Annotated in this window: 11 protein-coding genes and 1 riboswitch; of the genes, 7 read left to right on the forward strand and 4 right to left on the reverse strand. The window is 52.9% G+C overall.

What is annotated here, in order from left to right; genetic code table 11:
• Positions 1–158: 158 nt before the first annotated feature.
• Positions 159–1,199: a sensor domain-containing diguanylate cyclase gene (locus tag JRF57_02905; protein MBW2302644.1), complete on the forward strand. Its 1,041-nt coding sequence runs from the start codon at positions 159–161 to the stop codon at positions 1,197–1,199.
• 94 nt (positions 1,200–1,293) lie between these two features.
• Here the strand turns inward: JRF57_02905 and JRF57_02910 are convergent, their stop codons facing one another.
• Positions 1,294–1,725 (reverse strand): acyl-CoA thioesterase, encoded by a 432-nt coding sequence (locus tag JRF57_02910; protein ID MBW2302645.1) that lies wholly within the window; start codon positions 1,723–1,725, stop codon positions 1,294–1,296.
• A gap of 226 nt (positions 1,726–1,951) precedes the next feature.
• On the opposite strand from JRF57_02910, the gene JRF57_02915 reads away from it, so the two are divergent.
• Complete coding sequence (locus tag JRF57_02915; protein ID MBW2302646.1) at positions 1,952–2,323, forward strand: hypothetical protein; 372 nt, start codon at positions 1,952–1,954, stop codon at positions 2,321–2,323.
• A 519-nt stretch (positions 2,324–2,842) separates the two neighbouring features.
• Entirely contained in the window at positions 2,843–3,070 is a 228-nt protein-coding gene (locus tag JRF57_02920) for a hypothetical protein (GenBank protein ID MBW2302647.1), read from the forward strand.
• Positions 3,071–3,125: 55 nt separating this feature from the next.
• Here the strand turns inward: JRF57_02920 and JRF57_02925 are convergent, their stop codons facing one another.
• Complete coding sequence (locus JRF57_02925) at positions 3,126–3,473, reverse strand: DUF3135 domain-containing protein (protein MBW2302648.1); 348 nt, start codon at positions 3,471–3,473, stop codon at positions 3,126–3,128.
• A gap of 1,070 nt (positions 3,474–4,543) precedes the next feature.
• On the opposite strand from JRF57_02925, the gene JRF57_02930 reads away from it, so the two are divergent.
• Positions 4,544–5,665 carry an acyl-CoA dehydrogenase family protein gene (locus JRF57_02930; protein ID MBW2302649.1) on the forward strand — a complete coding sequence of 374 codons (1,122 nt, stop codon included), beginning with the start codon at positions 4,544–4,546 and terminating at the stop codon, positions 5,663–5,665.
• Between the two features lie 16 nt (positions 5,666–5,681).
• On the opposite strand, the gene JRF57_02935 is transcribed toward JRF57_02930, so the two are convergent.
• Positions 5,682–6,467 (reverse strand): thiazole biosynthesis protein, encoded by a 786-nt coding sequence (locus JRF57_02935; protein ID MBW2302650.1) that lies wholly within the window; start codon positions 6,465–6,467, stop codon positions 5,682–5,684.
• Positions 6,468–6,549: 82 nt separating this feature from the next.
• A riboswitch (TPP riboswitch) is annotated at positions 6,550–6,655 on the reverse strand.
• A 188-nt stretch (positions 6,656–6,843) separates the two neighbouring features.
• Between JRF57_02935 and JRF57_02940 the strand changes: the two genes are divergently transcribed.
• Entirely contained in the window at positions 6,844–7,908 is a 1,065-nt protein-coding gene (locus JRF57_02940) for an aspartate carbamoyltransferase (GenBank protein ID MBW2302651.1), read from the forward strand.
• A 99-nt stretch (positions 7,909–8,007) separates the two neighbouring features.
• On the opposite strand, the gene JRF57_02945 is transcribed toward JRF57_02940, so the two are convergent.
• Positions 8,008–9,333 carry an acetyl ornithine aminotransferase family protein gene (locus JRF57_02945; GenBank protein MBW2302652.1) on the reverse strand — a complete coding sequence of 442 codons (1,326 nt, stop codon included), beginning with the start codon at positions 9,331–9,333 and terminating at the stop codon, positions 8,008–8,010.
• Positions 9,334–9,663: 330 nt separating this feature from the next.
• Between JRF57_02945 and JRF57_02950 the strand changes: the two genes are divergently transcribed.
• Positions 9,664–10,008, forward strand: coding sequence for a transcriptional regulator (locus tag JRF57_02950; GenBank protein ID MBW2302653.1), 345 nt, complete (start codon positions 9,664–9,666; stop codon positions 10,006–10,008).
• A gap of 174 nt (positions 10,009–10,182) precedes the next feature.
• On the forward strand, positions 10,183–12,429 hold the full coding sequence (locus JRF57_02955; GenBank protein ID MBW2302654.1) for an inorganic phosphate transporter: 2,247 nt from the start codon (positions 10,183–10,185) through the stop codon (positions 12,427–12,429).
• Positions 12,430–12,747: the final 318 nt, after the last annotated feature.

The following is a 12,747-nucleotide window of genomic DNA, read 5'->3' on the forward strand; positions in this document are numbered from 1 at the left end:
CTCACGGGAGATCCTGAAAGCAATGGAACCTGCTGATTCGGCACATATTTTCAGGCGTTTTCCATTGACAGGAAAGGGGGTTTATCCGTATACTGGTCATAAAAATTGGGTGATCAACAGAGAACCGAAGCAACTACAACCCTTCAGGCAGGTGCAAGATGAGATCAAGCGGGAACCTGGACGCCGAAGACTTCCACAAAATCATTGAAAGGCTGGAATACAACGAGGACATCTCTCAACGTTTTTTCGAGGTGGAGGTCAGCATTCTTTCCACTCTCAATTTTGCGGACTTCTTTGAAAGGCTGCTCACAGAGATCAAGGAAAAATTCGATATCCCGTACGTCTGGCTTTCCCTTATCGACGAAAACGACCTCGTCCCCCTTATCGGGGCACTGGCCTCCTCCCCGCTCCTCAAAGAACGGTTGAATATTATCGACCGAAAAAATTTTCTGGAAATAGTGGGGAACAGAAAAGAACCCTTACTCGTAAACGAAGACCTGAGGCCTTTCTACCGGATGTTCCCCCCGAACGAAAAATATCTTATCCGCTCCGCCGCCATCCTCCCAATCTTCCTGAACCAGGAACTGATCGGAAGTCTGAATCACGGGGATCCTTCGGCCGAGCGGTATGTTCCAGGGATGAACACAACACTGTTGGAAAGGTTGGCGGTAAAGATTTCCATTTGCCTTTCCAATGTAACAGCCCACGAAAAGCTGAGGATTCTCGCCTCAAAGGATCCTCTCACAGGACTCTTGAACCGCGGTGTCATCGAGGCGGTGATGCAGCGGGAGGTCAACCGGGCCCTACGATACGATACCCCCCTCTCCCTCATCTTCATTGACCTTGACGATTTCAAGACTGTCAATGACAGCCACGGACATGACGCCGGGGATGCCCTTCTGAAGTACCTGGGTTCCCACCTTGTTGAAAAAAGCCGGGAAAGCGATGTGGTAGGGCGTTTCGCGGGCGACGAATTCGTTATTCTCCTTCCTTCCACCAACTCCCGGGAGGCCTTGAAGCTGGCCCAGCGGATCAAGCGCAATCTTCTGCAAAATCCCTTGAAATACAACGGGAAGACCATCCCTGTATCCTTCAGTTACGGGATCAGCCACATCCATGATGACGGGGTCAAGGACCCGGCCTCTCTTGTAAAAAAAGCAGACGAGAGGTTATATCGTGCAAAACGGCGGAAACGCTGAAGCGACTTCCTCCCCACCGGTCCCTCCTTTCGATAGTCCAAAGAGGTCGGCACCCCTGCCCCTTGGGACCCTGAGCCCGGAACCCGGTAGACCATCAGCAGGCTGCTCCCTTCTCCAGGATCGCCTTCAGTTTAGGGGGCAAACGGGTGGGTTTTTGCTCTGAATTGATGCAGGCATGAACGGTGTGACCGGAGACCAGGAGTCGGCCCTCTTCGTCGAAAATCCGGTACTCGAAACGGACACGGATGCGCTTGAAGGGAAAGGCCCTAGTCCTTACCGTGATCATGGCGTCGTAGCGGGTATTTCCATGATATTGGGCGGTGGCCTCAGTCACCACCAGACCGTACCCTTCGGCTTCAACCTTGGCATAAGGGTAACCCAGGGCACGCATGTATTCGCTCCGGGCCACCTCGAAGAAGGTAAAGTAGTTGCCATAATAGACAAGCCCCATCCTGTCCGTATCCTTGTACCGGATCCTTATCCTGGTCTCATGCCAACTCACCTCTTCGGCGCATCTTGCCTCCATACCTTCTCCTTTCAGATCCTTGAAGAAATCTTCGGCCCTTGTGATCGGCAGCTATTGTTAGAGGTAGCCTGGTCCGTGTCAAGGACTTTCCCCGAATGCTTGACACGAAGAGATCCCCCCTCTATATTCCACACATTTCACTTGTCTCGTGTTTCTCTGAGTTTCGCAGTGAAAGACGATTCCCTTTTCGACCCCAGCCGGCCAGCGATCCGGAGGACCGAACCTAATGAACAAGACGGAAGATTTCATCAAGGCCTACTATGAGTTCAAGGATACGGTCGATTTCTCCAAGAGCGGCTACCTCCCTGATCTTGACAATCTCGTTTGGATGCTTCTCATGGGGATTCCCAGCGTCCCCGCCGACAAGGACACTTCCGATAAGGCCTCCATGGAGGCCGTTGATCAGAGGATCAGCATCCTCAAGGCCGTGTTCGTCGAGGTGAACAGGGAACAGCCTGAGGAATTCCTCGACAAGGGTCTTCTCACCTACGATCAAGCCGGTAAGATGGCCAAACTCATGCTAAACGAAAAGCATTCCAAGTCAGGTTCCCGGTGCTCCAGCCGGCGGTCAACCGGAAAAAAGAACAAGGATTCCTGATTCATCCTTCCTCAAGCCCTCTCCTGTATCTTTTGTTTGAGCCCACCTTGAATCCCCAAGAGAGAAACGTCAAAAGCTTGACACTTCCAGTCCCCAACCTCGCCCTTTCCCTCATATTTGCAGGCCGTATTGATCGTATCCAAACCAACTTATCAAGCTGATATTACGCGATTTTCCAGACAAAGACCCTGGTGGCATGGATTCTGCTTCATTTAGTGTCCATCCATAAATAGGCAATTTTGTTCAAGGTCAAGGAAGGCGAAGATTTTAACCACCCCGCTTGGGATACCAAGCGGGACAAGCATCCATACATTGAAGTATTTCGAGGATTAAAATCTGAGCCTGACGCCGCTTGTCACGCCGTAGCCATAACGAAGGCGGAAGATTGGGCAAAAGGGCCATTTATGGATGGGCACTATTTAATTCCATAGCATTTGTTTGTTCCCCGAGGATCGAAAGAGCGGCCCCGGGAGAGAAGACAATTCCTTAAAGAACAGGAATTCCCTTTTGAAGGCCGGTATGGATCTTAAATCTGGAAAAAAGAACAAAGACGAAAAGGCGGCCCAGGGCAAGGAGAACCTTGCCCTCTTCTCAAAGCTCCTGGCCTTGAACGCCACATTCGAGGCCGCGAGGGCAGGTGCTGCCGGAATCGATCTGGCGATAGACACCGAAGCCTTCAGATCACTCCTGTTCCAGGACATGGAGCTTCACGGGCAGGCTTCTAAATCTGATGAAAACCGCTGGTGATGTTTTTCGGCGAAACGGGTAGGGATAGGCACGAATAATCGGGGGCTGAAGAGCTTCAGGAAGCGCCCTTTTTTGATCTCCCGTTCAAAAGCGCATTGAACCCTTCGATGGCCGGCCGCCAGGCCTTGTGAAAGTGTTCCCAAAAGAAGGATTGGGCCAGAACAAGGCGATTGTGGGAAGATCCTGCATGCCTCATCTTTCGGTCCCAGGAGGCCTGCCACTCTCTCATTTCTTTACGGAATTCCGGATCCTCGATACTGTTGAGCAAGTCCTCCACGGCCTTTTTCCGCTCTCTTTCAAAGGAGAGCCGATCCTCCTTGAAAAGCTTGTGCAGTCTGGCATGCTCCCGCAAGGCCTCTTCACGGATCCGCTCCTTTTCCTTCTCCCAGTTCCATTTCTCCATGATGATTCTCCAGCAAGGCATCCTCGAACGACTTCATCCGTCAATCTACTACCCCTTGGGTTTCATTTCAACTTGAGACCTTTGAAAAACGTTCAATTTTGTTCAAGGTCAAGGAAGGCGAAAATTTTAACCGCCCCGCTTTGTATCCCAAGCGGGACAAGCATCCATACATTGAAGTATTTCGAGGAATAAACTACTATCGGCTGAAGCCGTAAGCTTAGGGGCCAAGGGGTCGAGGGGTCAAGGGGTCAAGTGAAAAACATCTTTCTTTAAATCCCGGTTTCTCACTCGAACCCTGGACCCCTTTAATCCTTGAACCCTATTAAAATTTCAGCCTGACGCAGCCTGGTCGCGCCGTAGCCGCGGCGGAGGCGGAAGATTGGGCAAAAGGGAGCGTTTTTCAAAGGTCTCTCCTGCTCAAGAGGTCCAGTTACAATTGAAATTTGGGGACCAAGGATTAACGCTTTCGATCTTTTTCTCCTTGGAAGGAAGGTTCGAGCAAGGGCCGATGGCTCCTTTTCTGAAGTGACTGGCGGGAGGGCGCCGTGGTTTTCGCGGCTTATCAGTGGGGGAAGCCGCAGCTCACGCTCTCTTAGAGCGGGAGAATGCGGAGGGGGCCGGCCCGCCAGGAAGCGGCGGGCAGGTGTCCCCCGCTGATAAGCCGCTGAAAACACCAGCCCGGGAGCCTCCGAACGAAAGAAAAGGTGACATCGGCCTTTTGGAGGTTGGTATCGAATTGAAGTACTCACCGGATTATAATGAAGGGGCATGGGGATCTTTTCCTCGTTCCCGAGTCTCACGGCCTGGTTATTTCAAGGGGTTAGGGACGGGGGAGTTTTGCCCCCTCCGCCGTTCTCCCGCTTTTACAAGCGGGAGCCGGGGTTTCCCCCATCCCTAACCCCTTGAAATAACGAAGGCCTCCCAACAGGTCACTTCCGAAAAGATCCCCATGCCCCTTCTCCCGGTGGTGCAGGCAATGGTTTTCAGGTGAAATACTTACTCCAGAGAGACCTTTCCTGTTTTTATTCCGCTGAATTAGGAGGTGTGATATGCCTATTACGCCCGATCATATGTTTTTCAGGGATCAACTTTCCCGGTTTGTGAAGGATCGCATCCGGCCCCTTGCGGCGGAGATCGATCGATCAGATACCTTTCCAAAGGAGCTCTTTCGTGAAATGGGGCGCCTGGGGTATTACGGGATCCGGTACCCGAAAAAAAGCGGCGGCCTTGAAGCTGATACCCTGACCTGTTCCATCTTTGTTGAGGAAATCGCCCGCGGTTCCCTTGCCTTCGGCGTGATCTGCCTCATGCAAATCCTGATGGGTACTGATTTTCTCTTCAGGTTCGGGAGCCGGGAAATCAAGGAGCGGCTCTTTTACCCGGCCCTCAAGGGTGAAAAAATAGGGGTCATCGCCTTCACCGAACCCGATTGCGGCTCCGATCTCGCCTCCATTCGCACACTTGCACGCAAGGAAGGAAACGACTTCGTTCTCAAGGGTTCGAAGACCTGGATCACCAACGCCCCCATTGCGGACTTTTTTACCGTGGCCGCATCCACCGACCGGAGTCTGGGACTTAAAGGAATCAATTTCTTCCTTGTGGAAAAGGACACCCCCGGCTTTGAGGTGGGAAAGAATATCGAGAAAACCGGCGCCCTGGGCTCCTGTACCGGGGAAATATTCTTCGACGACTGCCGGATCCCAGGCGACCACCTTCTGGGAGCCGAACTCAACAAGGGATCGGTTTATCTACTGGAGATCCTGGGGGATATTCGAATCATGGTGGCATCCCTCGCCCTGGGTCTGGCCGGTGCAGCCCTTGACGAATCCATCTCCTATGCCAAGGAGCGCCAGGCCTTTGGAAATCCCATCGCCAAGTATCAACTCATCCAGGAAAAGATCGCCCGAATGGCCACGGAGATCGAGGCCTCTCGGTGGTTGATCTACCAGGCCTGCACCCTTAAGGACCAGAAGGCCCCCTTTGCCCGGGAAGCAATGATGGCAAAGGTCCATGCTACTGAAACCGCCATGATGGCCGTGGATGAGGCAAGGCGCCTTCACGGAGCCTATGGTTTCTCCAGGGAATACACGGTGGAAAGGTTGTACCGGGACGCAGGGTTCCTCCTCTTCGGTGGCGGCACTCACGAGATTTTGGCCCTGAATATCGCGAGGGACATCCTCAAAAACGCCTAGGCGCCCCGGTCGGCCTCTACCCTTTTTTCTTCAATCTTTCCAGTATCTCTTCTGCGACCTTCCGGCCCGAGAGAAGCATTCCCCCGAAGATGGGTCCCATCCTTGGTCCTCCGAACGTAGCGTTGGCGGCCATCCCTGCCACGTAAAGCCCGGGGAAGACCTCACGGGTATTTTCCAAAGTGAGGGACTCGGCGCGATCGGACCACATGGATTTCTCCCCTTCAATATTCCCCGTCGGGGTCTGAAGGTTACCCGGGACCTTCCTATGGGCGACTTTCACAACTTCTGTGGCGTGTCCGGTAGCGTCGATAACAAATTCCGCCCTCATGGTCAGGGGATCCACGTGAAGTCCCGCCATTTCCACAGGCGACCAGTTCAAAACAAGGCCCATGATCCGGTCCTCCCTCATCATGACATCCTCAATACTCACACAATTGAATATCTTGAGGCCCGCCCGGAGCGCCGCAGTGACCAGGGACGCCACAGCCTCGACGGAATCCGCGGTGTAATAATGATCCTCGTATTTTCGAACCCGAACTCCGATACGTTCCAGGATGTCCAGGGCGGCGTCCTGGACAACGATCTCGTTGAACATCATCCCGCCGCCCCACATGCCACCCCCGACACTCAGCTTGCGTTCAAAAAGAACGGCCTTGCAGCCAGCCTCGGCCAAGGTATATCCTGCCACCAATCCGGCGGGTCCACCACCCACAATCGCCACCTCACTCTCCATGGCGGAACGGAGTTTCTCCACGTAACGATCGATGATTGCCCTGGTGATGACGACTTCATTCAATTCCATAGCGCTCTTCTCCTTTTTTAAAAAAAATTCATAAAAAAAGACCGTTTCCCCTTCATGAGAAACGGTCCTGGTTGAATACACTTCCGGCCCAGGCTCGTTTCCCTACGCAGGCATGATCCTGATCAGGTTCAAAGGGTTGCCCGGAACACCGGGCTCTCAGATGCTGAGCAACACCCCTAACGAGCGAAAACCATCCTAGGAGAACCGTGCGGGCATGTCAAGCATTTCCTATCAACTTGCTCTGATATACACCCATCCGGTTCTTCTTGACGGCGGTATATGAATGTTCTAGTCTTCTTTCAAAGGGGAAAAAGCGCACAGCATTTCTCTCTTCCTGGTAAAATCACGTAGAAAAAATATTCAGAGGAGGATGGCCATGAACGTCCTTGACCTGCAGTATGCGGAATTCGAAAAACTCCCGAGTGAGGCCAAGATCGAACTCTTCAATCGGGACGGGCGCCTCTTTGATATGATCATTTCCCAGCAACTGAATCGGAAGATCCTTGATGATATTTACATCATCACCAACCGATTGCGGACCCTGGCCAAGAGCAAAAGCGGCTCCCTCTTCCTCCAGGATCTACTCCGGCATAAAAGGGCCATGCTCTATTTCGCCCAACCCTCCTCCCGGACCTTCCTCTCCTTTGAAAACGCCTGCCACATCCTGGGCATGAAGACCTCTGAGATCCGGGACACCCGGGTGTCCTCTGAGGTCAAAGGGGAAAGCTTCGATGACAGTTTGAGGACTTTCTCTTCTTACACGGACCTGATCATCATGAGACACAAGGAGCCCAACAGGGCGGAGAGGGCCGCCTGGCTTCTCAACACTTTTTCCTACAGACCTGTCCCGGTGATCAACGGGGGTTCGGGCGCCGATCAGCACCCCACCCAGGCCATTCTTGATGTCTATACCCTGCAGAAGTCTTTCGAAAACCAGGGAGGATTGGACGGAAAGACGATCCTGATGTGCGGGGATCTCCGAAGGGGGCGAACGGTGAGGTCCCTGAGCTACCTGATGAAAAACTTCGAGGGGGTCAAAATCATCTATGCCGCTCCAGATGGGTTTCAGATGAAAGAAGATGTTCTCACATTTCTCGAGGGAAAAGGCATTCCATATGTCATTGAAACCGAAAGCCTCGAAAACGTTCTGCCCGAGGCCGACGCCATTTACATGACACGCATCCAGGATGAACACGACCTCGTCGCAGGTGAGTCCGACTTGATCGATACCTCCAGGTTCAAGCTCAAACCCGAAGACATGCGAAAAGTGCGCCCCAATGGTATAATCATGCATCCCTTTCCGAGAAGGGATGAAATCGACGTGGCCATCGACTCCGATCCCCGTGCCATGTACTGGAGGCAGGAACGAAACGGGATGTGGACCCGTGCCGCGCTTATTGCTTACATCTTCAACGTCGAAGGGCAAATCATGGATTACTGATGTCTTAAAAAAGAAGGCCTGGCGGGGCCCTATACCTGCCTCCTGTCGCCCCCCACCAGACCCCTCTTTTTTTGCCAAGTATAAAGGAAACCGGGGTCTTTAACCGGCCACCTCCCGGATGGATTCCTCCAAGATATTCAGGCAGGTGTCGACCTCCTCCTCAGTTACGGTGAGCGCCGGGCTGAAACGGATACTGTTTTCCCCACATCCCAGGAGAAGAAGGCCTCTTTTAAAGGCCGCCTGAATTATCTCGTCCCGCCAGTCCTTAGCGCGTTCTTTGCTCACCCGATCCTTTACCAGTTCCACAGCGACCATGAGGCCCAGCCCCCTCACGTCGCCCATACACTCATAGGACCTCTGCATTTCCCTTAGCCCCTCCAGCAGGCGTTTCCCTTGCTCCTCGGCGTTCTTCATGAGGCCTCCTTCCAGGAGTTCGATAGTCGCAAGGGCGGCCTGGCAGGAGATGGGGTTTCCCCCGAAGGTGGAGGCATGGGAACCGGCCTCCCAATCCATGATTTCCGCCTTTGCCACCATGGCACCAAGAGGCATGCCTGAAGCAATCCCCTTGGCCAGGGCCATTATATCAGGCGTCACCCCGAAGTGCTCCATGGCGAACATTTTCCCGGTCCGGCCCATTCCCGCCTGGACCTCGTCGGCCACGAAAAGGATACCGTATTGTTTTACGACGTCATACAATGCCTTGTGAAAATCAGGAGGCGGTACGATATACCCCCCCTCTCCCTGGATGGGCTCCACGAAAATTGCGGCCACCTCTTCAGGCGCCATGGTGGTTCGGAACAGGGTTTCTTCCACCCAGCGGACGCACTCCAGGGAACACTGGGGGTAGGTGAGATTGTATGGACACCTGTAGCAGTAAGGATAGGGGATGTGGGTGATTCCGGGAACGAAAGGATAATAGTGTTTTTTCTGAATCGTCTTGCTGGCGGTGAGGGATAAGGCCCCCATGGTGCGGCCGTGAAAGGCCCCGAAAAAAGCTATATTCAGTTCTCCGCGGGTGTGCCAGCGGGCCAGCTTGAAGGCGGCTTCCACGGCCTCAGCCCCTGAATTCCCGAAATAAACCTTTTTTCCTCCCTCCCCGGGCGCAAGGGAGGCGATTCTTTCTGCGAGCTTGATCTGTGGCACATAGTAGAAATCGGTTCCGGACATGTGCAGAAGCTTTTCCGCCTGTTCTTTGATGGCTTCAACCACCTTGGGGTGACAATGTCCTGTTGCGCATACCGCGATGCCGGCGGTGAAATCCAGGAAAAGGTTCTCATCCACGTCCCGGATCCAGACCCCTTCGGCCTTTTTCACTACAAGAGGATAGGCCCTCGTGTAAGAAGGGGACACATAGGTATGATCCGTTTCAATCAACTCCGAGGCCCTAGGCCCCGGCAGCGCCGTCTTGATAACCGGTTGTTTCATTTCTCACACCTCCCTCAAGGGAAAAACGAATTGATTCAAAAACAATCTTCACCTAAATTGAGCGATTTCCGAGTTTTCTGGAGACCTGCCTGAGGCAGACAAGTGCAAGGCGTGCGAGCCACGCCAAACAGCTGGCAGACAAGTCCGCGAAACTTCCCAAAAGGCCTTGATCAGTCAGCGAATCATTCTCTAACGAGCGCATCTATTTTTTCAAGAGAATTTTTGATAGAAACCCCTTATCGGAGCTCATAAAAAACGCCTTCAAATCCGTCAAGTTTTCCTGAAGACCCGGATAGCCGAATGTCATCCAATCTATGGAAAGGAGAGGCCATGGAAGGAGAAAGAAAGAAGACCCGTTCCCAGACCCTCCGGCAACACATGATTTCCCTCCTGGAGGAAGAAGGAATGAGCGGCAGGGACCTGTCAAAGGCCCTTGGCATCCGGGAAAGGGCGGTTTATGAACACCTGGCCCACGCCGCCAAGTCCGTTTCCAGAGCGGGAGGGCAACTGGTTGTGCTCCCCTTCAGGTGCCTCTCTTGTGGGTACGTCTTCAAGGACCGGAGGCGATTTTCCCCACCCGGCCGCTGTCCACAGTGCAGAAAAGCTCATATCGAACGGCCTGTTTATCGGATTCTCAGGTCTTCTTCGGGCCGGTCCCAGCAGCATTCATCCTGAATTTTTTAATGGGACACCTCTTGTGCCGCCCTTTTGGAAGTAAAAAAATCGGTTGTTTTCCATTGATTCAGTTTACGTAAAGTATTATACCCGGGCAAAACCTAACAGGGTGTTGAAAGCGAAGGTTTCCCTTATTTTCCGCGTGGGACAAAAAAGAAGGTATATTTTAAAACCATGGAACTCTATCTTTTCTCCGTAATCCTTCTCATGGCCCTTGCCGTTTTGGACCTCATCGTGGGCGTCAGCAACGATGCCGTCAACTTCCTGAATTCTTCATTCGGGTCCAAGGTGGCTTCCCGCACCGTGATCATGATCATCGCCAGCCTCGGGATTCTCGTGGGTGTTACCTTTTCAAGCGGCATGATGGAAGTCGCCAGGAAGGGAATCTTCCACCCTGAATATTTCTATATGACCGATATCATGGTCATCTTCCTTGCGGTTATGCTGACCGACATCCTCCTCCTGGATTTTTTCAACACCTTTGGTTTTCCCACTTCCACTACGGTCTCCATCGTCTTCGAACTCCTTGGATCGGCCGTGGCCGTATCTCTTATCAAGATCCACCAAAAAGGAAGTGGCTTCTCCGGCCTGGCCCACTACATCAACACCGATAAGGCGTTGGCCATCATCATGGGTATCCTGCTCTCGGTGGTCGTTGCCTTCTTTTTCGGTATGATGGTCCAATTCATCAGTCGCCTCATCTTCACCTTTGATTTCAAAAAGCGTCTGCGGCGGTACGGGGCACTTTGGGGCGGTTGCGCCCTTTCCATCATCAGCTATTTCATTCTTATCAAGGGGGCCAAGGGGGCCTCCTTCATCAATCCCGAAACCGCCCGATGGATCATGGATCATGCCCCCATAGTCATGCTCTGGACATTCATGGGATCGGCCTTTTTTCTTCAACTTCTTATGATCTTCACTCGGATCAACATCCTGAAACCCATCGTACTCATCGGGACCTTCGCCTTGGCCATGTCCTTCGCCGCAAACGATCTTGTCAATTTCATCGGTGTGCCCCTTGCCGGGATGACGGCTTACGGCATCGCCAAGGCACAACCCTCTCCCTTGGGCACCCTTATGGAGGCATTGAAAGAACCGATCCAGACCAACACCTTCCTGCTGCTCGCAGCGGGCGCTATCATGGTCGCAACCCTATGGCTGTCCCGCAAGGCGCGCTCCGTGACCGAAACCGAGGTCCGCCTGGGCCGGCAGGAAGAAGGAATCGAACGGTTCGGATCTTCTCACCTTTCCCGGATCATCGTCCGCATGGGTTCATCCCTTTTCGAGGGGATCAAACGCTGGATTCCCAGGCTCTGGAGACGGAGAATCTCCCAGCGCCTTGATCCGAATCGTTACAAGGCGGTCGGAGTGGAACTTGACGGCCCTCCTTCCTTCGACCTCCTAAGGGCTTCGGTCAACCTAGTCGTGGCCAGCGCTCTTGTCTCCTTCGCCACCTCTTTGAAACTGCCTCTTTCCACCACTTACGTAACCTTCATGGTGGCCATGGGGACCTCCCTTTCCGACCAGGCCTGGGGACGGGAGAGCGCAGCATACCGGGTGGCGGGGGTCCTGGCCGTGATCGGAGGATGGTTCTTCACGGCCTTCTGTGCCTTTACAGTTTCCCTCCTTTATGCCTTCACTATTTACTTCTTCAAGTTTCCCGCCATCCTCGGCCTCTTGGGACTCTCCCTCTTTCTGATCCGACAGAACTATCGTGTTCACCACAAACGGGTTCAGGAGGCCGACGAGATCGAGGTGATCGATCTGAAGAGGCTCCGGGACGCGGAGTACGGTATGCGGAAATCTTTCGAGCACAGCGGTTTTTTTCTGAAACAGGTCAACCTTTCCCTCGCCGCTGCCCATGAGGCCCTCTATTCTCAGGACCGCCGCAAACTGAAACGGACCCGAAAGGAAACCAAAAAAATCCAGAACATGGCCAACGTCATTATCGCCAACATCTTCAAGACCCTCAGGCTCCTCCATTCCGAAGATCAGGTTTACACCCAGACTTATTATCAGACCATCCGTACCATTCAAGAGATTGCTGAAAGCCAGAGGGACTTCATCATCCGCGCCTTCGTTCACATCGATAATCACCACAAGGGCCTCCTAAAGGCCCAAGTCAGTGAATTGAGAGAGGTTTTTTCCAAGCTTACCCGGATCCTGGAGCACTCCTCGATGATTCTTATGAAAAGAGAACCGATGGATTTCGATTCAATCTCTAAGGAAAAACAGGAACTTGAGGAAATGGTGAAGGTATTCAACAAGAGGCAGATCGTCAGGATCCGGGCAGGCGCCTCCAAAACCCGGCTGAGCATCCTTTATTACGCCCTCCTGAGGGATGTGCAAAAAATCGCTGATGCGACAGTGAACCTACTCGGGGTTTTCCAGGAATCCTTTAGCTTCAAGCAAAACCTTTAGCTTCCACCACCCCCTCTTGAAGACACCCCTTTTTTCCCCGCCCATGTTCCGGGAGGTGTTGTGCCGGGTCACCCATCGGCACGAAGGTTGATGATTGACATGGGCCGGCAAATATCCTATAGAACCTCTTCGAGCGGATTCTTGATAAAGAACCCTTAAATTCGGAGTGTGCAAAGAGCAGGAAACAAAACGTAATCCCTGAATTTGAGACCTTTGAAAAATGCTCAATTTTGGTCAAGTTCAAGGAAGGCGAAAATTTCAACCGCAGGAATACATTTAGTATTTTGAGGATTGAAATTTGAGCCTGACGCCGCAATT

The organism is Deltaproteobacteria bacterium, from assembly GCA_019310525.1.
GTDB lineage: Bacteria > Desulfobacterota > DSM-4660 > Desulfatiglandales > HGW-15 > JAFDEE01.